We start from the raw sequence: 24346 nt of genomic DNA on the forward strand, positions 1-24346 counted from the left end.
CGAATCTCACCATATCAACAGAATCACAGAAATGCCGTGTCAATAGTGTGTCAGATTTCCCCTCTCCCCATCCCAAACGCCCAGAATTGCCGGAACAGACAAAGCATTCTCATGTAAAGAGCATACTTCATGCTACATTATATTATTTTAACTTAGGTTAGGAGGAATAACAAATGGCAAGAAACAAATTCTTAAAGCGTATGGCTGTTACGGCTCTTGCCGCATCCATGACATTTGGTGCCGTACCGGCTATGGCAACTCCAGCGCTGGCTGCTTCAACAGTTACTGTTGCAAGTGCGAATGATCATCTCGGAGTAGGTGCTACCGTTCAGTCTGCGCTTGATGGAATGACAGGCGTTACTTCTGCGACTACTGCAGATGCTATTAAGACAGCAGTTGCAGCAGCATTCTCTGGCTACAATGTACAGGCTAGCATTACGAGTGCAACTCCTTCCGGCTATTATGATGATGGTCAGCACACAGATTATCATAACTACGGTACCATCACAGGAACCGTAACCCTGAGCAACCCAAAAAATAGTGCTACTCCGGATTCCCAGAAGACTACGACCTATAACTTCGTGTTGGATGAGAATGCTTATACTGCGGACGAGAAAATTGCACTTGCAGAGCATTTCATTCAGAAATATTTTGATGAAGTAAAGCCGTTTGCTGCAACGGATGAAACCGTTGAAGGCAAACCTGGCGATGAAATCAAAGATGTGACAATGGTTTCCATGGCTCAGGCTGCACTTGATCATTATGAGATTGCAGAATATAAAAATGGTTCGATTAAAGTTGTTAGCGCTGCGAATACTTCTGCACCGGTTAATGACGATAAGAACAATACCATGACATTTACTTCTGATATCACGATTTCTGCAGATGGAAAGAAAGATACCCATAAATATACTGCTACAAGAGATCGTGCTCTTCATTATCTGACTACAAGATTTGCAGCTGCCGTGAAGAATTATCTTGAGGACCCTGGCACTACATTCGCAAATGATGTTGATGCTGAGAAACTTGCAGGCGTCATCAATAACCTCAGATTCTGGCTGATCAATGGCAAGGGCGTTGGCTCACCGGATGATGACATCTATGTAAACAACTTTAATGGAAATAAGTTTGTGGATTATCTTGCTCAGGCAGGTCTGCAGAGCAACGATTATGCACAGCTGAAGCACATCGCTATCTCTGCTGGTGATATCAAGATCGGCGAAGCAAACAAGAAGCCTGCAAAGCATGGTGTGACCGGACATGTATCAGTTGACTTCCAGCTTAAGGAAGACGGATACAATGATGATCAGGTATTCACTGCTGATCTGACTCTGAAGCAGACCGCTGATGAGAAGCTCACAGAAATGACCGATGAAATGACCAGACTCTTTAATGCTGGCGACACGACAAAAGATCTTATCTCGAGAATTCAGAGTAGCACTCCGTTCTCTGAGTATGCATCTGCTCCGGAGTATGATGATAAGACAACAGAGAGCAAAGCGGATGACACTCTTGGCGGTGTTACAGCAGATGATTTTGCATACGCACTTTATGACAAGGCTGGCCAGAAACTGGTTAATGATGCTTATAACCATTCACCGCTTTCTGATGATAATGTTGAGTATGATTGGGATGGAGCTCATAAAGCTACCTACAGTGATTATGTAGAACCCACCACAAAAGCAGCCGGAAGCATCAAAGTTAACGCAACTGTACGGGTAGATAATCCTTGGTATGCTACTTATGACGGTACAATGACACCGGATGAGCAGTATGTAACAAAAGATGTTTCATTTACTGTTACTATTCCGAAGCTTAACACCGTCGCTGCAACGGATATTGAGCTTGCAAACGCACGTACCCTCCATATTGTAAGAGGATATGATGGAAAACTGTCTACGACAGACGGAGCAGATCTGAAGATTGCTGAGTCTATAAGACCGATGCTTTATACAAAGCCGGCTACAGCAAATGATATTGTCTGGACCTCCAGCGATCCTTCTGTTGCAACGGTCGATGAGAACGGTACAGTTACTGCTGTCAAGGGTGGAAAGGCAGTAATCACTGCTACAAGCGAAACAAATCCGAAGATCAATGATTCCGTCACAATCTACGTGACAGAAGATTATAACGGATTCGTTGATGTAGTGGATCCGACTGCATATTACTTCACTCCTGTTTACTGGGCAAAGGATGCTAAAGTTACCGCAGGTACAACGACTACCACATTCAGCCCGTCCAGTACTGTAAGCAGAGGCGATATGATTACCTGGCTGTACAGATATGCTGGTTCACCGGCAGTTAGCACAACTACCAAATTCAAAGATGTAAAGGATAGCGATTACTATGCTAAGGCAGTTGCATGGGCAACATCAAAGGGCATCACATTTGGTACAAGTGATACCACATTCAGCCCGAAGAAAGCTGTTACCAGAGCAGAGATGATCAGCTTCCTGTACAGATATTCTCAGGCTGTCGGAAAGACAGATGATGAGAGCGGAAAGTCTGACTTCAATGATGTACTGAGCAGCAAGTACTATGCATCAGCAGTTGCATGGGGCGCTGAGAATGGTGTTGTTGCAGGATATGCAGATGGAACATTCAGACCGGACAAGACCTGCACAAGAGCAGAGGGTGTAAGCTTCATCTACAGAGCAGTAATGCACACAAAGGGCGATAGAGAGGATAATCTTCTTCAGAAGTAATCTTCTGGATCAGAGATTTAGCTAATTACTAATAGTATGAAGCTTAGTTGATGGGTGCCAGATCATTCTATAAGGGATGATCTGGCATCCGTTTTATATGCGCCGTCTGGTGCAGACAGAAACGCGGACAAGCAATGAATATTACTTGTCCGCGTCTTTTAGATTATGCCATAACTACAAGGAAAATATCCCAATTTCAAATTATTAGAATTTGAAATATCTCTCAATAAATGCTGCAGCCTGACCTCTTGTTACTTTATCATTCGGGGCGAAAATCTTTGATGTCTTTCCTGCTGTGATGCCTTTACTATAAGCCCAAAGGACTGCCTGTGTATAGTATGCACCGGATTTAACATCATCAAACTGATAAATTGCATAATCATCACCAGTTGTAACATTAACGCCAGCATATCTCGCAAGGAATGTTACAGCATCAGCACGCGTGATGGTCTTAGTCGGGCTGAATGTGGAATCAGATGTACCGCTTGCAATCTTATTATCAACAGCCCAGGCAATTGCTTCTGCATAATAATCTTTTGAAGAAACATCGGCGAATTTCTCAGAAGCATCTTCAGCATTTACAGTTCCTGTGACTTTTTTATCGGCTTTTGCTGCGCGGTAAAGAAGAGTGATGAAATCTCCACGTGTTACATTTCTTTCAGGAGAATATGTGGAAGCAGTAGTTCCTTTTACAACCTCTTTCGCGGTCAGCTTGTAAACCGGCTCGAAATAGAATTTCGTTGCGTCGGTAACATCCTTGAACAGTTTACTCAGACTGACATTTACAGAATCTGTTGCCAGCTTATTATCACGAGCATCATAAAGAGTAGCCGTCAGAGTTCCCTCGATGTCCTTCCAGTCTTCTGTGTCAGCTCCATCATCATAACCATTTACAATCTGAATCTTTTGTCCGGCTGTGATCGTAAAGATACCACTGCTTGCTCCATCTGCAGTGCGGGTAATATTGGCAGTAGTAGTAGTTCCATCTGCAGAAATGATATTTACGGTAGCCTTGTCAAGTTTTGTATCACCCTTCCAGCTGAGCTTTACATATCCGCAGTTTGCTCCATCCGGTGAAAACTCTGGGGTAATAGATGCAGCGCCTTTTGTATCAATATCAGCGCCAAGGCTTATTCCTGTAGCAACCTTTGTGCTGAGTTTATCCGTAGCCACAGGAGAGAGACTGATCGTATCAAATGTATCATATTTTGTGGTGTCAGACTTGGAAGTAGCCTCATGAGCCTTCAGCAGAGATACTGTAGCGGATACTGAACCAGTTGCTTCAGTCGTTGCTGGCGTATAATCAAATGCAGAAAGAATATACGCTTTCTCACTGTATAGTTCAGAAGCAATCGTTGCTGTTCCACCAAGCTTATCAGCCAGTGCCTTATCGACTGCATCTGTGATGACTTTCTTCACATCATCCTTCGATGGAGCTGTTGTAGCATCCTTTGCCTGAAAGTCTGTCTTCTTCAGAGCTTTAAGGGCAGTGTCTACAGCGTTGTGAGCTTCTGCCTGGATATCTGCGTCACCATGTACGATGGTCAGTGTCTCGATACTTGTTACATCATTAGCAGTAGACTTATCAGCGTCAGCATGATAGGTTACAGAAACCTTTACCGATCCATTTGCAGCATGTGTTGCGCTCTTGTTGGAGGAATCCTTTGCAATCGTAACATCTGAGATTGTTACGCCGGTGATTCCGGCATCGTCCAGCTTCGTCTGTAAGGTTTTTTTCAGTTCAGAGTTGATCTTTGTGATCGCCTTTGCATCCTTAGAATATGCATAGGTATCTTCAACCTGATCATTTGTCAGCTCTGCAGATTCGATAACCTTCTGAGCCTCAGCAACTGTAGAAGCTGCAGCAGAGGTTCTGGAGATATATGCTGTGCCGGAAATTGTAACCGTAGCGTCTGTAGCAGCTGTTGTCGTTGTTTTTGCAGTTGTGTGTGTGACAGGAATTGTCACTGCTACTGTGCCTTCAACGTCGTCTGTCGGCTGTGTCTGAATTGCTGTGGTAATCGTCCCAATGGAAACACTGTCAAAATAAGGAGCAAGAACAGTATTGGCCTTTGCTGCAGTTGTCAGAGCATCCAGTTTTGTCTTGATCGGAGTGGATGATACAGAAGCAGCATTTGCAAAGGTATAAGCCAGTTTATCTACGGATCCGCTCTTGATCTCATCTGCATAATATCCCGCTTCTACTGTAGCGTAATCCAGGTCAGTCAGTTTTCCGCAATCAAGTGTGAATGTAATATTATCAATTGCAGCAATTGCCTCAGTAGCATTCGGCTGCGTTCCGATAGTTGCCTTATCATATTTCTGCACCTTTGCAGTTGCGTTAATTACAGGAGCTGTCGGAGCAGTTGTAGCATTAACATACTTGGCAGTATCTGTGCTGTCTACAGTAACATCAACACTGAAGCTGCTGGAAGGATCTGCTGTCTCAAGCGCATTCTTTAAAGCTTCTGCAATCTTATCGCCAGTTGTAGCAGTGGAAATCTCAGCGTTCTTGTCCAATGTTTTAACCGCTGCATCAACTTCACTATAAAGACTTGCTGCAGCAGTATCCGAAGAACTGGGGGCCTGAGAAGTGACCTTTGTCTCAGCAAATACATTCATAGCAACAGCCGGTACGGTTCCCAATGTCATGGATGCAGCAAGAGCCGTAACAGCCATACGCTTTAAGAATTTGTTTCTTGCCATTTGTTATTCCTCCTAACCTAAGTTAAAATAATATAATGTAGCATGAAGTATGCTCTTTACTTGATGAGGGTACGGATTTTTCAACAATAGGAAAGACTTTTAATAAATATAACGGGCATCTGACGCAGCTTTGACACAGATTTTGTATCGGATGCCGGCGATGTGCCTGGCGTTTTTAAACGCAAGGGAAGGGGACAAACCGAAAAGCAGGCATGATAAGATTGGGCCTGACCAGATATTTTGGCGACGATGACAGCGTTTTTTGTGATAAGATGTACGGGAATATTTGCGAGGAATATTGGCATAGAAAGAGAATATGGAAAGAAAAGGGAAGGATTTCGACAGGTATGATGAAGGTCCTGATGATGGGAAACCGCGGGGATGTAAAGGGCGGTATTACGAGTGTAATTCAGCAGATTCTGGAGAATGACTGGACGAGGGAGGGGATTCAGCTCCGTTTTATTCCGACGTATACGGATCGGAATCCGGCAGCGAAGGGGGCGGTATTTGCGGAAGCGTGCTTCAGATTGACCGAGGTTATGCTGAGAGAGCGTCCGGATCTGGTCTATGTTCATATGTCTTATAAAGGCAGCTTTGTCCGGGCGCGGACACTGCAGAAGATAGCTCTTCGTTTTCACGTTCCCTTTGTGATGCACCTTCATGGTTCGGAGTTTGAAGACTGGTATCGTTCTCTGGGTCCGGATAAGCAGAAGCAGGTACGGGAGTTCCTGGGAAATTGCGCCCATGTCATTGTGCTCGGGGAACATTACCGGAAGAGTATTCAGTCAATCTGTCCCGGTGTGTCCGTGGAAATCGTACACAATGCCGTGAAACTGCCGGAGGAGATCACAGCCTTAAATGACACGGAGAACCGGATTCTGTTTCTGGGTGTTCTGATCCGGAGAAAGGGTGCGGAGGATCTGCTTCGGGCATTTGCGATGGCAAAGCCCGCAAAGTGGAGGCTTGTACTGGCCGGAAGCGGTCCGGAAGAAGAAAACCTGAAGAGACTGGCCGGGGAACTGGGCATTTCAGATCAGACGGATTTTGCCGGATGGGTGGATGGACAAAGAAAAAAGGAGCTCCTGGAGTCTTCTCATATTCTTGCGCTCCCCTCTTATAACGAGGGTCTGCCGGTCGCGATTCTGGAAGCAATGAGCTTTGGACTTCCCGTGATCAGTACGACGGTCGGAGATATTCCGTCCTGTGTAAGAAACGGAGAGAATGGGATTCTGGTTGAACCGGGTGACATTGCCGCTCTGGCTGAGGCAATATCGGATCTGACGGGGCATGAGAAAATCTGGCGCCATTACAGCCGGAATGCTCGAAATACCATCGAGGCAGACTTTGATGAAGCACAATTTTATCAGCAGATTGCCTCTGTATGGAAGAAAAGCACCGGTCATTCTTCTTCTCTCTGTGAGTGAGTGTTCTTTGCCTCATGGATGGAGGTAAGAAGCGATCTGTCAGACGTCTTACGGATAGAGGTAAGAAGCGATTTGTCGGTTGCCTTACGGATAGATGAAACAAGCGATTTGTCGGCGGCCTCACGCAGCGCGTTTACTGTGTCCCTGTTTATCCCGTCCTTTTCCGCCTGCGTAATCATGGAAATGACCTGGTCTGCCGATTCGTGGATCGAGAGACAGCGTTCCGGGTATCCGAGCATGCGGAAAAATTCAGGGAGCTTATTGTCCCAGGTGATCGCAACGGAGGGAATACCAAGTGAAGCTGCCACAATATGGCTGTGGAGCCTCATCGAAATCAGCGACTGAAACGAGGATATCTGGGCGGTCATCTCGCGGGGCGTGCCGGGAGCTGGAAGGAGATAATCCCTGCGGTTTTTTCCGGTATGGAAGCATTCTTCGGGGAGCTGCTTCAGGACGTCTCTGGCGAATTCTTCATCTGACGGATATCCGTTTGTGAAGAGCGTCCATGCAATTCCTTTCCGGGCCATTTGAAGGATTAATCCCTGCCAGAAGCGAATCATTTTTCCTCTGGAAATGGTCGGCGCGTACATGATCCCGAGCCCTGTCCGGTTACTTTGCGGATCACGGTGAATTTCATAGGTGATATCCGCAAACAATCCAAAGTCAGCTCTTTCCGGGACTTTCCTTCCGACCAGACGGCTGATTGCGGATGCGTGATCTCGTACGGACAGATCAATTGTCCATCGGTTCTGCAGTGACTGCGCCAGCCGCTCACGGACATGCCGGCTGCAAAAGGGCCCCCATCCGGCGGCGTTAATGATGACCGGAATCTCCATGGCTGCGAAATGATCAATGTAGGAACTGACAACGAGAGCCAGATCATCCATGAAGAGCTGACCTCCGGCTAATACGACACAGTCACAGGAAATGGACATGACCCGCTCCATATCAGCACGATGCATCTCATACAGATACTGTTCGTGTGAATACATCTTGTCCCAGGGGGTATAACTCGAGGCGAATGTCCGCAGCTTGTTCTTGAAGATCCTCTTCTTTAAATCTGCCTCTTCGCCGCCGCTTGTGGTTTTCCATCCGGTTCGTCCGAAAAGGTCGCATACAGTCAGTTCCGAATCAGGAAAGGAGCGGCGAATCCTTGCAGCCACACAGTCCGTGAGCAGGGCATCGCCTTTATTCTCTGAATAATACAGGCCGAGCAGTAATATCTTCATTTCTATTCGATCTCCTTCTTACGGGGTCGTCTCCGAATTTCAGATTCCAGAATTCATACGCAGACGCGGGATACCAGGTTCTTTCAAAAGAGCGTGTCTTGGGATTTCGAATTCCGGAATTCAAACACAGACGCGGGATACCAGGCTCTTTCGAAAGAGTTGGCCTTTGGATTTCAGATTCCAGAATTCAACAGCGCCTAGGGCAATGATGTAAATTACGATTTAGCGGCCATGCTTTCCGGCACCACTTGTGGACAGCGAGGATACGGTCTCCAGGATTTGATGCATGGCTTCCGTGTTGTCTGTTTCCTCGTACATTCGCGTAGCTCCTGCGCTGTAATCTTCGTAATTGGCAGTAAGTTCCCGAATCGCGGCTGCTATCTGGTCAGGATCGTGAAAATTCACACATTTTCCCGCATGGTACCGGCCGACGGTTTCTTCAAGGCCGGGAATATCATTGCAGAGCATCGGCAATCCGAATGCCGCGTATTCATAGATCTTATTCGGCGCACAGTATCTTGTGTTGATGGAGTTTTCTTCATAACAGGCAACGCAGATATCTGCGTGTGAAGTGATTTCAAAATGATGCGGCGGATAAAAGTACCCCAGGTAAACGGTGTCCGGATAGATTTTCTGAAGGGATGCGCCGGCATCGCCGATATAATCCGTTCCCATCAGCGCAAGCGTCCAGTCGCTGCCGCTTCTCTTAAGTCCTTCTGCAAGAGGTGAGAGGTCGCGTTCCTTTGATATCATGCCCTGATACAGGAGAACATGGCGGTTTTCGAGCTTTTTTAATGCCTTTTCGACGTCAGGGGAGGTGGGCTCCAGATTTCTGGATCGGGACAGGGCATATGGCTTATTCCGAAGAACAACGGGCAGTGACCCGAGATTCCACCAGTCCTTCATGTATTGTGCCCGGTGAGGCTCACATGCCGTGAGGAAATCTACATCGCTGCTGATTCGTTTCATTGCATTCTGGTACCAGTCGTATTCAAAGAATTCCAGGCAATTGACGATTACAGGGTGATGATTCTTCAGAAAATGCCACTGCTTTATGGCGCCCATCTCAGAACCGATCCACAGAACACTGTCGTCTGTCCAGTATTTCCGGAACCACTGGCGGAAGACGCGCCGGTAGTTCAGATAGTTCAGGCCTTTCTGAAGTACCTTGTTCTTTCTGGTGATGACTGGAAGCGTCTCATACGAAATATTTCTGCTCCGAAAAATCTCTGCCGTTTCCGGGCTGATCTCTCTGGAGAGTACGCTTACCTCGATTCCAAAATCCCGGAGCTGCTGCACCTGGGCTACACATGGCGGAAGCCGGTGGATCGGCGCCCAGACAAAATAGAGAACTCTTTTGATCATTCTAGTTACCTCATCAGCTGTTTTTCAGCAAATATCTTCCGTCACCGGCCGCAACGCATACTTCCTGCAATGCCATCTCCAGCGGCTTGCCGCGCAGAACAGATCTTAAGACTTCTGCGGCGGTTTCCGAGGATCTTCCGGTTTCGGCCATGTGGAAATCGTCGAAAAATTTCTTTAACTCTTTCTGGTAACTGCTGATCTGCAAATCATTCAGCTTTTCCAGAAGTTCTTCATTCGTCCTGCCGGAGGGAAACGGGGTCTGATCATACGTCAGCCACAGTCCCCTTCGCTGCATGTATTCGTCATAGTCCGGAGCATAGAGCAGGACAAGCCCACCCATCCCGGCAAAATCAAAGACCATACTGCTGTAGTCTGACACCATCGCGTCACTTGCCAGCAGAACCTGATTGGGATCCGGTATATGCGTCAGATCCAGAATCCGGTCATTTGACAATGCAGGGATTTTACTATTCTGAAGATTTGGATGAAGACGGACGGCTCCGGTCCATTTGTCTCCTGTTTTTTTCTCAAGCGCGCGAAGAAAAGCATCCATATCGAATGAAAACGCGGAAAGATCGGTCATGTCCCGATAGGTGGGCGCATACAGGAGCAAACGGTGATCCGGTTCAATCCCCAGCGCTCTCTTCGCCTCTTCTTTCCAGGTTAAACGGTCGTTACGTACCAGACAATCGTTGCGCGGAAGTCCGCACTCAAGGACCCTTCCCTGATAGCGGAACATGGTGCGATAAATCCGGCTAGTCATCTCTCCATTCGAGACCATGAGATCCGTAGCAGCCGTATCACGCTTCGCCACGCGAATGTAGAATTCCGAAAGATCCTGCTGCGCGGCCGCTTCTACTTTTTTGAACCCGAGTCCTCCGTGCCAGGTCTGGATATAGATCTGATCCTTCTTTTTTCCGGGCATATAGTCCTTGCGGCAGTTGTCAATCCATACCTTTGCCGTGGCCATATACAACATGGATCGGAAGGAATAGTACGGCACCTCTCTGACCCATTCCGGAAGATTAATGGTTCGGTTCCGCCCGCGGTCAACAAGCCAGACAATCTCGGCCTCCGGGTCCCTCTGATGAAGACTTTCACAGATTGCACCTGGGTTATCTCCGATACCGTTTCCGCGGAAGCTGACAGCCACAACCCGGTTGTTCTTCACCGGAAGCAGAGAAAAAAGTGCTCCTGTGATTGGAAAGAGGGCGGTATGAAATTTATGGTCATATTTTCGTATTATTTTTTTGAAGTTCATATGTGACATGCCTGCGTGGGAACGACCTTTCTCTGATATGGAATCCGCTTCTTCATACAGCGCATTTATGGTATTCGACTCTTCGTACAGCGTATTTATGGATAGCGCTTCTTCGTACAGCGCATTTATGGAAAGCACTTCTTCATACAGCTCATTTATGGAATCCGCTACTTCATTCAGCGTATGTTTCGATATACTTTCCTGCAACCGATCTTTTCAAATCGGAAGGTATCATCGCAGAACGCATGAATACGCAATATGCGGGTACTTACTTCCCGGCAGTAAGCCGATACAGTCTGTACATAACAAGTGCCATCCGATGGCGCATCAGGAACACGATCACCCTTGTCTTTGCGGTGGATGTCCGGTTGCGGCTTCTGCGAAGGGCCTCCTGCAGCTGAGCATCCGCCAGGACCGACCGGATTTCATGAACGGCTTTCCTGCTGCTGCGATTTTCTCTGCACTCATTGACGATACATGCATACATGCAGTCAATGTAGAAATTGTCCATTCGAATTGCCTGTTCGCGCTCCGGGTTCGGAAGCAGTGTCTGATATTCCCGCATCAGCCTGCGCGACCGCTCCGGCATGTCCGGAATATAATGCTGCGTGACGGATCCTCTGCGCTGTACATAACAATAACAGGAAACATCACACACGGCAACCGATTCCGCAGCCTGCATGCAGGAGGTCACAAAGAGGTATTCTTCCCGCAGAATTTCACGTTCAGACCGGAATTTCAGATCATGCGCCTTCAAAAAAGAGCTACGGTACAGGTTGGTGCAGGACGAAAGAATTCGGGGAGTCCTGTAATCCAGCACGTGCTTATAGTAAATCGAATCGAGCTTAAGCTCCTTCAATGCGGCTCCGGTATATCTGCCCGGCGGATACGGCAGAGTTCTGTCCTCCAACAGTTCCCCTGTTTCCGAGATCTTGCAGAATCCGAAACGGATCAGGTCCGAACCATACTGACGGATCCAGCCAATCCACATGGCAACAGATCCCGGCTTCAGATAATCATCGGAATCCAGAAAGGCAAAATATCGACCTCGCGCCCGGGCCATTCCGGCGTTCCTGGCGCTGGCTATGCCTCCGTTTTCCTTATGAATTACATGTACAGACGGGTACTGCAAAGAAAGCTCATCACATAGAGCTCCACTCCCGTCGGTACTTCCATCATCCACGAGAATCACTTCGATCTCGCCGGGGGTGAACGTGGCCCCTGTCACAGATTCTGTCGCGGATGAAACAGTGCCGTCCTTCATGACACTGTCGATACACCGGGTAAGATCTTTTTGTGTATTATAAACCGGAATAATTACAGATAAGAGAATATCTGTCATTGTGCCTCCCTTATTCATTGCCGCAGCAGAACAGAACCAGTATCCCGGCGCATCACAAGCGGCAAAGCATCTGGATCAAACATTATTAAATCTGGATCAATCATTTAATATCTGGATCAATCCCTCTATCATGAAAGACGTCTTTCTGTCCGGTGGTAAATCCGCCGGATCCATGTCAATGCCTGCCGGCTGAGATGTTTAACAGCCAGGGATAGTATTCTGTCGTAGAGAATTGCTCCGATTAACGAAAGCGCAAAAACGATCCCGGCCATAACGACCGCTTTGCCCACAACAGCGTTCTCAAATCCAAAATGATTGTAAAAGAAACGCACCAGTCCCGTCCGGTAGTATGTCTTAAACATCAGATTGCTCTGAAGCAGATAGATGGTCAGCGACAGACTGGACAGATAATTGAGGATTCCGTTGTGAAAATTCTCATTTCTTCGGACAAGATTGACCGATGCGATAGCGATCAGCACCAGAAACGGATTTGCATTGCTTACCCAGTACAGCAGATTTGTGTCTCTGGCGGTCAGTAAACCAATCACATTGGATATTGCGGGAAGCAGGATAAATCCCGCAATTCCGATCGACAGGCATATCCGATTAATCTTCCGATCGTCCATCCATGCCCGTTTATACTTCTTCAGATAGGAAAGCAGCAGGTAAATTGCGATCCACTGAATGATCTTTGAAGAGAAGAAAGCTCCTTTTACGAAAAATTCACAAACAAGATACAGCCATGTCATGACCGCAGCAAGCTGAAAATGCCTCCTCCTGTCCATGTTGGCGATAAGAACATTCAGCAGTGGCGCCAGCGGATAAAACAGCAGGTAAGCGGTGATATACCAGGTATTGGTGAAAAGATTTGGAAGAATGCTGTGCAGAATAAGCTTTCCGGGCACCTGACCATGACGGATGAGCAGAACCGCAAAAAGACAGAGCACAGAAATCATCCAGGTCTGAAGAAAAAGTCTCATCCACTTTTCCTTCTTCCATGTCCTGCTCTCCAGGAGAAACCATGCGGAAGAAATGAAGAATATGTCATTTCCCAGAGAACCCAGATGAAAGAACAGAGCGAGAGTGAATACGGAAACAGATTTTGATGGAGAGGAGATCGAAAACAGATAAGGCTGATTCCCGGCGAATTCGGTCGGCTGCGTCATACACTGTACAATATGAGAGAGGATAATCATCGCTATTGCAATAAGCTTCAGGCATTCGATGCCCGATTGACGTTTCCTGTATTTATTCATCATCATGTGTGTTCGTATTCGTTTCAAAAGCTTGTGCAGACAATAGTTCCTATTGTCTGAGCTTATCACAGATCGACCGGCAGTGCCATTAGAAAATGAAGCGTACGTAAACTTTCAGTATAGCGTAGCCTGTTGTTTACTCGATATATCTATACAAAATGGGTGCCAGACTGTTCCTTCCGGAACAGTCTGGCACCCATTATTAATATTGATATTTCAGATATTAACCGTTGTTATTTTCGCCTTTTACTCCAAAGTCATTGGTTTTCTTAAGAAGATTATCATCCTGATTTCCCTTTGTGTGAGAAACAGCTCTGTAGATGAAGCTTACACCTTCTGCTCTTGTGCAGGTCTTGTCCGGTCTGAATGTTCCATCTGCGTAGCCGGCAACAACACCATTCTCAGCGCCCCATGCAACGGCTGATGCATAGTACTTGCTGCTCAGTACATCATTGAAGTCAGACTTTCCACTCTCGCCATCTGTCTTTCCGACAGCCTGAGAATATCTGTACAGGAAGCTGATCATCTCTGCTCTGGTAACAGCTTTCTTCGGGCTGAATGTGGTATCACTTGTACCAAATGTGATGCCCTTTGATGTTGCCCATGCAACTGCCTTAGCATAGTAATCGCTATCCTTTACATCTTTGAATTTGGTAGTTGTGCTAACTGCCGGTGAACCAGCATATCTGTACAGCCAGGTAATCATATCGCCTCTGCTTACAGTACTGGACGGGCTAAATGTGGTAGACGTTGTACCTGCGGTAACCTTATGATCCTTTGCCCAGTAAACAGGAGTGAAGTAATATGCAGAAGGATCCACTACATCAACGAATCCGTTATAATCTTCCTTCACGTTGATTGTGACGGAATCATTGATCTTCGGATTTGTTGCACTGGTAGCAGTGATTACTGCCTTTCCACCCTTGACAGCAGTAACGATTCCATTCTCATCAACCGTTGCAACAGAAGGATCGCTGGAAGTCCAGACAATATCATTTGCTGTAGCTGGCTTTGTATAAAGCATCGGTCTTATAGACTCAGCAATCTTCAGATTTGCTCCGGCTGTCTCAGACAGTTTTCCATCATATCCTCTTACAATGTGGAGGGTACGTGCGTTTGCAAGCTCAATATCCGTTGCAGCAACGGTGTTAAGCTTCGGAATAGTAACAGTAAATGAAACATCTTTTGTTACATACTGCTCATCCGGTGTCATTGTACCGTCATAAGTAGCATACCAAGGATTGTCTACCCGTACAGTTGCATTTACCTTGATACTTCCGTCTGCTTTCGTGGTCGGCTCTACATAATCACTGTAGGTAGCTTTATGTGCGCCATCCCAGTTATACTCGACATGATCGTCTGAAAGGGGTGATTGATTATATGCATCATCAACCTGCTTCTGACCTGCCTTGTCGAAGAGTTTCTTTGCAAACCGATCTGCTGTAACTCCGCCAAGCTCATCGTCTGCTTTATCCGTAGTATTCTTAGTGTCATAGAACGGAGCGGACGCGTAATCCGTCACACTGTTCTTAATCGTATCAACCAGTGTATTGGTCTCGCCTGCATTGAACAGTCTGGTCATTTCATCGGTCATTTCTGTGAGCTTCTCATCAGCGGTCTGCTTCAGCTTCAGATCAGCAGTGAATACCTGATCATCATTGTATCCGTCTTCCTTAAGCTGGAAGTTTACCGATACATGTCCAGTTACACCATGCTTTGCAAGCTTCTTGTTTGCTTCGCCAATTTTAATGTCACCAGCTGAAATGGAGATGTGCTTCAGCTGTGCATAATCAATACTCTGCAGACCATCTGGACGTGCTTCAGTCGTCGGACCCTGAGTGCTATTAACAACAAGGCCTGCCGCTTTCAAGCACTCAGCGAATTTAAGTCCATTAAAGTTTTTCACATAGATGTCATCTGCAGGTACGTCGCCTCTCTGAGAATCCGGTGAACCGACACCCTTCTCATTATTCTTGTCATTGCTATCGATAAGCCAGAATCTGAGGTTATTGATGACGCTTGCAAGTTTCTCAGCATCAACATCATTTGCAAATATAGTGTCATCGTCCTCAAGATACTTCTGAACTGCAGTTGCAAACTGTCTTGTCAGATAATGATGTGCGCGATCTCTGGTAGCTGTATACTTATTGGTATGGCTCTTTCCATCAGCAGAAACCGTGATGTCTGAAGTAAATGTCATGGTATTGTTCTTGTCATCGTTAACCGGTGCGGAAGTATTTGCAGCGCCAACGACTTTAATCGAACCATTACGATATTCTGCAATTTCATAATGATCAAGTGCAGCCTGAGCCATGGAAACCATTGTCACATCTTTGATTTCATCGCCCGGTTTGCCTTCAACAGTTTCATCCGTTGCAGCAAACGGCTTTACTTCATCAAAATATTTCTGAATGAAATGCTCTGCAAGTGCAATTTTCTCGTCCGCAGTATAAGCGTTCTCATCCAGCACGAAGTTATAGGTCGTAGTCTTCTGGGAATCCGGAGTAGCATTATTTTTTGGGCTGCTCAGCGTTACGGTTCCAGTAATTTTCCCATAATTATGATAATCGCCGTTGTTCTGATCCGGATTGTGCTGACCATCATCATAATAGCCGGAAGGAGTTGCACTCGTAATGCTAGCCTGTACATTGTAGCCAGGGAATGCTGTCGCAACTGCTGTCTTAATAGCATCTGCAGTAGTCGCAGAAGTAACGCCCGTCATTCCATCAAGTGCAGTCTTAACGTGATTTATAGCATCAAACTTGTCATCGGTGAGATGATCAACTGCGCTTGCAACAGAAACTGTTGAAGCAGCCAGCGCTGGAGTTGCCATAGCCGGTACGGCACCAAATGTCATGGATGCAGCAAGAGCCGTAACCGCCATACGCTTTAAGAATTTGTTTCTTGCCATTTGTTATTCCTCCTAACCTAAGTTAAAATAATATAATGTAGCATGAAGTATGCTCTTTACTTTAGTATTCTATCATAAATATCTTTGAAAGTATTACCAAATTTTTAATTCTTGTTTTGTATTTTTTTAACAAAACATTCAAAATCTGTGACATTCTGATGCCATTACTCATGGTTTTCGGCCGTTTTCGTTTCTTTTTTCACGCCTTCGGGAGTCCTGAAATTCGATATTTGCTGACTTTTGCCTGTTTTCCTGTGAATAATATACAGAATTCCCCGTCTCTGAAATTATGTCATTTTCTTTATCTTTTTTTACAATCTACTACTTCTGCTGTCATTTTTGTTAATGATTTCAGACTGAAGGTAATCATCGATATCGCTGATGAAGCGGTCGGTATTGGAGTGGTACTCCGAAAAGGTTTTCTGTCCCGCCTGCAGGAGTGCTTCGCCGAGGTCGTCGACCTCCATACACGGCTGAATGTAATTCTGCTCTCCGAATTCGCGTATAATTTCCCTCTGATGGTCGTCGACGTGCTCTCCATATTCAGCTTTTCTGGGTACGGCGATGACGATCTTATGTGCTTTGACCGCGTTGATGATGGCTCCGGTGCCGCCATGGGTTATGACGAAGTCCGCCTCTTTCATTTTTTTCTTGAATTCCGTTTCGTCCATGAACTTCTGGTAAGCGTAATGCTTCGGCAGATAATCGCTGTATCCGATCTGGGCGAAGACCTCTTCGGTGATCGAGCCAGAGACGATCAGATTGTCGATTTTCTCCAGAAGCCGGTCGAACTGAAACTTCTGTGATCCGAGGGTTACAAATATCATCTGAACTCCTTCTGCTCCTCAGTAAATTCCGCCGACATATCTGCCGTTGGGATATACCTTTCGAAGTGCTTTCCACTGAATGTAGAAGCGGTCCGCATATTTATATAGGAAGCGACCCGTTTCCGTCCCGGAGCTGACCTTGGCATAGGACTCGATGTAGATCAGTTTCTTCCCATGTAATTTCGCGATCAGGCACATGGGAATCATCGCAAAAACTCCGGTGCAGATCACGACGTCCGGTTTTTCCTTCTGATAGATTCTGAGAGACTTAAAAACATTCACAAGCATCCGGATCGGAAAACTTAACTCCTTGCGGTTCACCTGCCACAGGTAGTAGATCTTCTCTCCGCCGGCATCGGGCAGATAGTCTGTCCGCTCAGTCATCAGGAAGCTGTCGTACTTGTCCATCAGCGGCTTCAGGCGCATGAGCTGCTCGAAATGGCCACCCGAGGACGCGGCAAAACAGATTTTCAGGCTGTGGTCTTTTGAAACCGTCATTTTTTCTTCCTTTCTCTGCCTTTGATGCACAGAACGGAAAGTCCGCACGAGCACACATGTATTTGTATATTGTAGCACAAATTCTCTGCTGGAAGCTACTATATTCCATGGATTCTGAATTGGAATTCTGATTCCTGATTGAAAATTGATTTGGAATTCCGCCTGTGCCTCTGCGCTGCTCTTTTACGAACCCGCGAAAGATGGTACAATAAGCATAGTTTTGCCCGTCCGCGGGCACCTGTGAAATCTATCCATACATTTTCTGAAAGGAAAGTAATCATTTGCATAATCACATGGAATATCTTTCTTCTTCCGCCAGCTTCCGGAAAGTCCCGGACGCCCTTCGGCATTTCGTGAAAAAATATTTTGAAACCGCCTTTTATGTGTACCTTGCCTTTATCGTCTTAAAATCGATGCTCACGGCAACTATGATCCCGGTAAACTGGTGGAACCCCCGGGTGGAGAACATCCTCCAGCTGGCCGCGCTCGTGATGGTGATGTGGAAGGCAGCTTCGAACGATGTCTGGACGGCACGGGAGAGAGTTCTGGCTGTCTTTCTGTGCGGAAGCCTTCTGCTGTCGTGGCATTCCTATTCCTACGCGTTTATCTATGAGCTTGCGGTGCTGATTTTTCTCGCACACGGCATGGAATTCCGGAAGATTCTGACGGTGCATCTGGCCGTCTCTCTTGCGGTCACGCTTGTGACAGTGATCCTGGCGCTTTCCGGCAGGATCGAAAATCTGACTTACCACCAAGAGTCACACAATTACAGGGCACGGATGGCTTTCGGCTTCCTTTATCCGACCGATTTCTGCGCGCACCTGTTCTTCATGACTCTGAGCTATGTATGGCTCCGACTTCGGAGGATCCGCTGGGGAGAGATTGCGACAATCGCTGTTCTGGGGATTTTCACGTGGGTTTGCTGCGACGCGCGCACCACGACATTGCTTTTTGCCCTTCTTGTTTTACGCCTTGGAATCATGAAGCTCCGCGCACACAGGGCTTCGTCCGTAAAATCCGCGGATCATGCGGCTTGTGGGTCCCGAACCACGCGGGAAGCGCTGAGGTCCGCGGAACGCCGGACCGGAACCGCGCAGAAGTCCGCGGAACGCCGGACCGGAACCGTTGTCTTCTCCCGCTTCCGTGAGTGGATCGACCGGCTGATTGTTCTGTCCGCTCCGATTTTCGCGGCAATGATGATCCTGATGTCCCGCTTCTACTCGGAATCGTCCGGATTCCTGCGGTTTGTGAACCGCGTTCTGAATAAGCGTCTCTACTACGGACACATAGGCTTTGAGCGTTACAATGTGCGACTGTGGGCGCAGAATGTCGAGATGTACGGCGCAGGCGGAGCTGTCAAGCGTACCACCGAATATTTCTTCCTGGACAGTTCCTACGTGAATATTCTGCTCCGGCTCGGGCTCGTTGTTCTGGCCGCCATGCTGATGATTCTGGTGATTACCGCCAACCGCGAGAGAAAGACAGGCGATCACCTGAAACTCTTTCTGCTGTTTCTGATCATCGCTGCCTGTGTCATCGAGCATCACCTGATCGAGATTCAGGCAAATCCATTCCTGCTTCTGGTGCTGGCCGCGGATGATGGACGGAGAGATGATTTCCACGTATCACGCAGAGGGATCCATAGTTCATCCGATATTCATAAATTTCAAGCTTGAAGTTTGCACATAATGCACAAACAATCAGGCATATACTTTTTTCCTGCCAAACGTTATCATAAATATATAGCAGAAAAGGATCTCATGGATCATATAGTGCATATAGGAGTAACAGATGGCAGAAAAAGATATCTCAGAGAAGATTTTAGCAGATTATAATGATGTGTTCGCTGATATTGTCAACGTACTGCTTTTCAATGGAGAGCAGAAAATTTCTCCTGACAAATTACTCAACGCAGGCAGCCGCAGCCAGTACAAAGTAGACGGCAAGCTTCATGAACAGGAAAGGGATGTCACCAAGTATTATACAGACAATAATGTCACTATCTCTTTGCTGGGAATCGAGAACCAAAGCCGGCCGGAACGGTTTATGCCTTTCCGAATTATAGGGTATGACGGAGCTTCCTACCGGATGCAGTTGCTGAATAAAGAAGTGACAAACATCTTTCCGGTTGTTACAATGATATTGTATTTTGGTACAACCCATTGGAACTATAGCCGTCACCTCACTGATTTAATTGATCTTTCGGAAGATTTCAGACCGTTTGTCAGTGATTATGAAATGAAAAACCTGTTTGAGATTTCATTTTTAACACCGGAACAAGTGCTGTTGTTTCAAAGCGATTTTCGATATGTCGCGGACTATTTCGTTCAGACACGCCTTCACGGAGAGTATGTGCCCGCACCGGGTCAGGTTGATCATGTCGATGCTGTTCTGAAGCTTCTGTCCGTGTTGACCGGCGACCATCGCTTTGAAGAATCCGCAGATGAGTTTCCGGAGAAAGGAGTCGAAATGTGTGAAGTACTCGATGTTATTGAGAATAGAGGAATCGAAAAAGGCAGACTTCAAGGCTTGGAAGAAGGTCGCATCGAAGGCAAGATTGAAATCTTGTATGATACGTTTCATTACTCTCCGCAGATGATTGCCGACCAGCTTCATATACCGATCGGAACCGTTCAGGATATCATCGCCAATCTGCCGCCTTCTGACAAATACTCCGAATAATCGGATGTTTAAAAAAGTCTCACAGATGCGTCTCTTTATGGGTGCGTTCTGTGAGGCTTTTTCTGATATATGGATTTTCCGATTTTAAAATAATTTCGAAGAAGATCACAAGTATGCCTGATGATGTGCGATTATATGTTCCCGCCTGGTCATCCCAGCATCGCAAAGAAGCTTGCAAGGATAACAGTCATCAGTCCGGATACAACGATGGCTAGGGAACTCATGGCTCCTTCGATCTCTCCCATCTGCATGGCTTTTGCGGTGCCGATGGCATGCGCAGAGGTTCCGCACATCAGCCCTCTTGCGATCGGGCTCTTGATGCAGAGGAGTTTACTCATTCCGACTGCAATTACATTTCCGATGATTCCAGTGACAATGATTACTGCAACAGAAATTGTTACGACGCCGCCCAGTTCCTCAGATACTCCCATTCCGATCGCTGTGGTGATGGACTTCGGAAGAAGGGTGACATAGTCCGCATGTGAGAGCCGGAACAGCTTGCTCATGATCAGTACCGATCCCATGGAGGTGAGGCAGCCTGCGAGGACGCCGATCAGGATCGCCCGGAAGTTCTTTTTTAACAGAGCCATCTGCTTGTACAGCGGAATTGCCAGGCAGACGGTCGCAGGTGTGAGCAGGTAGCTCAGATATTTTGCGCTGTCGTTGTAGCTTTTGTAATCCACCTTGCAGGCGAGCAGAATCACGATTGTCAGAGCGATCGAGATCAGCAGCGGATTCATGATATCGAGCTTTGTCTTGTCATGGAGCCAGACGCCGAATCCGTAGGTGACCAGGCTGATGACAAAACCGATAGTAGCAGAACACAGCATTACGTTATTCATGATCTTTTCTCCTTCTTACCTGTTCTCAGTTTTGTTCTTCTTCTCAAATTTGTCCTTTGAAGCTCTCCGGCTCAGTTCCTCACCAAGTCTGGACGGCTTTTCGGATTCTTCTTCCTCCACCAGTACCCTTGCAGCTTCTTTTCTCGTGACATCCTCCTGCAGGGATTCGATCCTCCCAAGATCCTCACTGATCTCATCAGCAAGCTCTTTCTCTTCGCCGGTCTCTGTTCCCTTCACCAGAGCATCGGTTACCTTTCCGGTCACTCCCATGACGAGGAATGTACTCACAATCGTGATCACGAGAATCGGAATGATGATCGGCTGCAGATCCGGCCATGCCGTAATCAGGCCTACACCGGCCGGAATGAACATCATCGGCATGACGTCCACCAGGAAGGTCGCTGTTTCGTCTACATCCGGAAGCTTGACGATGTGTGTCATTAACAGAATAAGCATGATCACCAGGCCGTAGATACTTGCCGGAAACGGAAGCGGCAGAAAATGATTCAGGAGTTCTCCGATGCAGGATACTGCCAGAATGATCGCAAACTGTTTCATGTACTTCATGACTGTTTCTCCCCTTTGTGCTGCGATAAGTGTTTGTGCGATAAATATCTTTTACATAATAGGAGATCCCTTCGAAAATAACTCGTCAGAATCTGACTTCAAGTAGTTGTTTTTTCGGATTTTCTCTCAAACCGCCGAATATCCATGCTATACTGTTGTGCGAACGGAATACAACTGCTATAAATACAGATATCACAATCTTATGCATCACAAACACATACATCACGAATACATGCATCACGAATACACGCATCACGAATACACGCATCACGAATACATGCATCACGAATACATGCATCATGAATACATGCATCATGAATATATACATTGCAAATGCTCCGCATTGATGAACAGCCGCTGCACAGAAAGGGGAATCTGAATCATGTATTTCACGGACTACCACACCCACACCTGTTTTTCCTTTGACGGCGCTCCCCATGCGACGATCGACGCCATGTGCCGGGCGGCAATTGACCGTGGCATATCGGAGCTTGCCATTACCGATCATATGGACATCTTTCATCTGCAGAAGTACAGCTATATCCTGGACTGCGGCCATCTGTATCCGGACCTTCTGGACGCGAAGGACCGCTATGCCGGAAAGCTGAAGGTCGTCATCGGTGCCGAACTGGGACAGCCAATGTCAAATCCCCGGGAAGGCCGCAGGTTCCTCTCCGATCATCCGGAGCTTGATTTCGTTATCGGATCGGTGCACCAGATGGACAATGATCTGGATGTCTACTATTACAATTTTCACAAGCATGACCCGGTTCAGGTCTATGATCAGTATCTGGATCTTCTCACGACATATGCCTCCGAATATGATTATGATGTCATCGGCCACATCACCTATCCGCTTCGTTATATGGCTGAGGCAGGCTTCGCTGTGAATATCGAACAGTTTCTCGAGAAGATCGAGAATCTCTACCGCGTCATCATCCGCAGAGACCGGGGGATCGAGCTGAATCTGTCCGGCTTCCGCCAGTCCATGCAGACTACCATGCCGACCCCCAGACTTCTGAAGCTGTACCACGACTGCGGAGGCCGGATTCTCACGCTCGGCTCCGACGCCCACCGGCCCGAAGATGTCGGGGCATTTCTCAGAGCCGGACAGGATATTGCATATGAATGCGGCTTCCGGGAACTCACAACCTTTGAGAAGCGGATTCCCTCTTTTCACAGAATTATGGATCTGCGATGAGAAGCCGGCTATAAAAAATAAAGACACCGGATACCGCATCCAGTGTCTCTGCTCATGGTAAAGCTTCCATTCTTCTTTCGTTGCCGCTTCTTTTTCCCCTTGCGCTTCAGTTGTGCTTCAGCTCTTCAACCTGTGCCGCGATGGCGGGTTTTGCCTCCTCCATCATCTCGTCCCAGCCATCCTCGTAATCGAAGGTCACTTCATCCGGGTCATCCTCCTCGATGGATTTCCGGATGCGCTTTACATATCCTTCCAGAAGTTCAAAGTCCCTGTCATAGCAATGGAAGCTGTTCGCGCGGTGTGTGTAGCTTCCCACGCCGACGCCAAGCTCGTCCGCGATCATCTTCTGCAGCATGATCAGCGCAAACGCGTTCATATAAGCAGCCTTGCAGGCGTCATTGGACCGGAACAAAACCTTGCAGCACAGCCTGCCCTCCCGGATGAAATACTGGATGTGCTGCAGGCATGCCGGATCATCGCTTCCCATATCGGCCTGCTTGTCCCGCACCGTCATAACCGCGCGGCGGCTGCCGGGATTTCTCTTCAGCTCACTCACGATAAAGGGAATCTGGTCCGCGTATCTCTGATGGTAGGTATACACCCAGTTTCCCTTTTCCACCTCAAAATCCAGGATGCCGTACAGCATCTCCTGACGGTACTGCTCCAGCTCCTTCGGTCCGCCGATAAAGCACTTTGAAATCATCGGCTCGCTGAGCGGTTCCGCCACACACATGGTCATGGAAAGCTCCTTCTGGCGGCAGTTCCAGTCCGGGCAGTCGTTCACACGTCCGCTCTCATCCAGCGCCAGCAGTGCCTTGTGATAGGCTTCCGGAAGATTTCTTCCGTATACTATCTTCTCATCCATATCGAAATCATATAACGAATCGGTCATCTGTCCTTCCTTTCCCAATCATAGCAATTGAAATAAACCTATATGATAATATTGTCTTCCGCAAACCATCTTGCGCGGTCCGACAATTTTCCGCCGAACAAAATTCCTGCTCAGGTCACATACAGACCGCAGGGCGTGCGATCCGTGAGATGATCCAGTGGCATTTTCGTTACCCTGCCTGCGTCCGGAGGCATGCAGTATGTTGTAAAAAAATGATTCATGCTGTACAGCACTTCTTCATCCGAGAAGTTTCCCACCGTATCCCTGATCTCAGACAGGTTCTCATGCAGCTCCGAGGGAGTCATGTTCAGGAAATCCTCGTACGCAAAATCCGCGCCGAAGTACTCCTGCAGCTTCCATGGTTTGGATGGAAAATTCCAGTCATAGCGAAAGATACCGAAGAACTTGATCCAGATCTTTCCGTTCTGGTCCGGATAGATCGAATAATACAGCGCATCCCTCGCCTCTTTCGGATTGTCAAAAAGCTTCTCCTCACACATGCTTCCGAATCCCTGTAAAAAAAGACCGCCAGCCCCACGACGACTGACGGTTATCCTTTAATGCTACATTATTCTTATATTATAAGCAGTTTAATTCACACGGTCAAGCCACTGTCTGGAAACAAATTTACTGAAATT

At 47.2% G+C, this 24346-nt stretch carries 18 protein-coding genes; 5 read left to right on the top strand and 13 right to left on the bottom strand.

Annotation, left to right across the window (positions count from 1 at the left end; translation table 11 throughout):
- Positions 1-173: 173 nt before the first annotated feature.
- On the top strand, positions 174-2705 hold the full coding sequence (locus ACTNDI_RS11440; RefSeq protein WP_441101109.1) for an S-layer homology domain-containing protein: 2532 nt from the start codon (positions 174-176) through the stop codon (positions 2703-2705).
- A 204-nt stretch (positions 2706-2909) separates the two neighbouring features.
- Here the strand turns inward: ACTNDI_RS11440 and ACTNDI_RS11445 are convergent, their stop codons facing one another.
- Positions 2910-5411, bottom strand: a complete 2502-nt coding sequence (locus ACTNDI_RS11445) for an S-layer homology domain-containing protein (RefSeq protein ID WP_441101110.1) — start codon at positions 5409-5411, stop codon at positions 2910-2912.
- 212 nt (positions 5412-5623) lie between these two features.
- Between ACTNDI_RS11445 and ACTNDI_RS11450 the strand changes: the two genes are divergently transcribed.
- Positions 5624-6835 carry a glycosyltransferase family 4 protein gene (locus tag ACTNDI_RS11450; RefSeq protein WP_441101111.1) on the top strand — a complete coding sequence of 404 codons (1212 nt, stop codon included), beginning with the start codon at positions 5624-5626 and terminating at the stop codon, positions 6833-6835.
- On the opposite strand, the gene ACTNDI_RS11455 is transcribed toward ACTNDI_RS11450, so the two are convergent.
- From ACTNDI_RS11455 to pssD, 8 genes are all read right to left on the bottom strand, one after another.
- A complete protein-coding gene (locus tag ACTNDI_RS11455) occupies positions 6811-8064 on the bottom strand; it encodes a polysaccharide pyruvyl transferase family protein (protein WP_441101112.1) in 1254 nt (417 codons plus the stop codon). The two genes, ACTNDI_RS11450 and ACTNDI_RS11455, sit on opposite strands and share 25 nt — an antisense overlap.
- 222 nt (positions 8065-8286) lie before the next feature.
- Positions 8287-9429 carry a glycosyltransferase gene (locus ACTNDI_RS11460; RefSeq protein ID WP_441101113.1) on the bottom strand — a complete coding sequence of 381 codons (1143 nt, stop codon included), beginning with the start codon at positions 9427-9429 and terminating at the stop codon, positions 8287-8289.
- A gap of 13 nt (positions 9430-9442) precedes the next feature.
- Complete coding sequence (locus ACTNDI_RS11465; RefSeq protein ID WP_441101114.1) at positions 9443-10897, bottom strand: CDP-glycerol glycerophosphotransferase family protein; 1455 nt, start codon at positions 10895-10897, stop codon at positions 9443-9445.
- Positions 10898-10958: 61 nt separating this feature from the next.
- Entirely contained in the window at positions 10959-12032 is a 1074-nt protein-coding gene (locus ACTNDI_RS11470; RefSeq protein ID WP_441101115.1) for a glycosyltransferase family 2 protein, read from the bottom strand.
- Positions 12033-12160: 128 nt separating this feature from the next.
- On the bottom strand, positions 12161-13294 hold the full coding sequence (locus ACTNDI_RS11475; protein ID WP_441101116.1) for an acyltransferase family protein: 1134 nt from the start codon (positions 13292-13294) through the stop codon (positions 12161-12163).
- A gap of 217 nt (positions 13295-13511) precedes the next feature.
- Complete coding sequence (locus ACTNDI_RS11480) at positions 13512-16199, bottom strand: S-layer homology domain-containing protein (RefSeq protein WP_441101117.1); 2688 nt, start codon at positions 16197-16199, stop codon at positions 13512-13514.
- Between the two features lie 311 nt (positions 16200-16510).
- A complete protein-coding gene (gene pssE / locus ACTNDI_RS11485) occupies positions 16511-17026 on the bottom strand; it encodes a PssE/Cps14G family polysaccharide biosynthesis glycosyltransferase (RefSeq protein ID WP_441101118.1) in 516 nt (171 codons plus the stop codon).
- Positions 17027-17044: 18 nt separating this feature from the next.
- Positions 17045-17524, bottom strand: coding sequence for a PssD/Cps14F family polysaccharide biosynthesis glycosyltransferase (pssD, locus tag ACTNDI_RS11490; protein ID WP_441101119.1), 480 nt, complete (start codon positions 17522-17524; stop codon positions 17045-17047).
- 281 nt (positions 17525-17805) lie between these two features.
- Between pssD and ACTNDI_RS11495 the strand changes: the two genes are divergently transcribed.
- Together ACTNDI_RS11495 and ACTNDI_RS11500 are read left to right on the top strand one after the other, a co-directional pair.
- Positions 17806-19200, top strand: a complete 1395-nt coding sequence (locus ACTNDI_RS11495) for a hypothetical protein (RefSeq protein WP_441101120.1) — start codon at positions 17806-17808, stop codon at positions 19198-19200.
- 115 nt (positions 19201-19315) lie between these two features.
- Positions 19316-20206: an Rpn family recombination-promoting nuclease/putative transposase gene (locus ACTNDI_RS11500; RefSeq protein WP_441101121.1), complete on the top strand. Its 891-nt coding sequence runs from the start codon at positions 19316-19318 to the stop codon at positions 20204-20206.
- Between the two features lie 149 nt (positions 20207-20355).
- On the opposite strand, the gene ACTNDI_RS11505 is transcribed toward ACTNDI_RS11500, so the two are convergent.
- Positions 20356-21048 carry an LrgB family protein gene (locus ACTNDI_RS11505; RefSeq protein ID WP_441101122.1) on the bottom strand — a complete coding sequence of 231 codons (693 nt, stop codon included), beginning with the start codon at positions 21046-21048 and terminating at the stop codon, positions 20356-20358.
- Positions 21049-21063: 15 nt separating this feature from the next.
- Positions 21064-21615 (bottom strand): CidA/LrgA family protein, encoded by a 552-nt coding sequence (locus tag ACTNDI_RS11510; protein WP_441101123.1) that lies wholly within the window; start codon positions 21613-21615, stop codon positions 21064-21066.
- Positions 21616-21997: 382 nt separating this feature from the next.
- On the opposite strand from ACTNDI_RS11510, the gene ACTNDI_RS11515 reads away from it, so the two are divergent.
- Entirely contained in the window at positions 21998-22816 is an 819-nt protein-coding gene (locus ACTNDI_RS11515; RefSeq protein ID WP_441101124.1) for a histidinol-phosphatase HisJ family protein, read from the top strand.
- Positions 22817-22922: 106 nt separating this feature from the next.
- Here ACTNDI_RS11515 and ACTNDI_RS11520 read toward each other — a convergent pair whose 3' ends face one another.
- Together ACTNDI_RS11520 and ACTNDI_RS11525 are read right to left on the bottom strand one after the other, a co-directional pair.
- Entirely contained in the window at positions 22923-23708 is a 786-nt protein-coding gene (locus tag ACTNDI_RS11520; protein WP_441101125.1) for a thymidylate synthase, read from the bottom strand.
- Positions 23709-23818: 110 nt separating this feature from the next.
- Positions 23819-24208: a hypothetical protein gene (locus ACTNDI_RS11525; RefSeq protein ID WP_441101126.1), complete on the bottom strand. Its 390-nt coding sequence runs from the start codon at positions 24206-24208 to the stop codon at positions 23819-23821.
- Positions 24209-24346 lie beyond the last annotated feature (138 nt).

It is taken from the genome of Bilifractor sp. HCP3S3_D3 (assembly GCF_052063915.1).
In the GTDB taxonomy this organism is placed as follows: domain Bacteria; phylum Bacillota; class Clostridia; order Lachnospirales; family Lachnospiraceae; genus Bilifractor.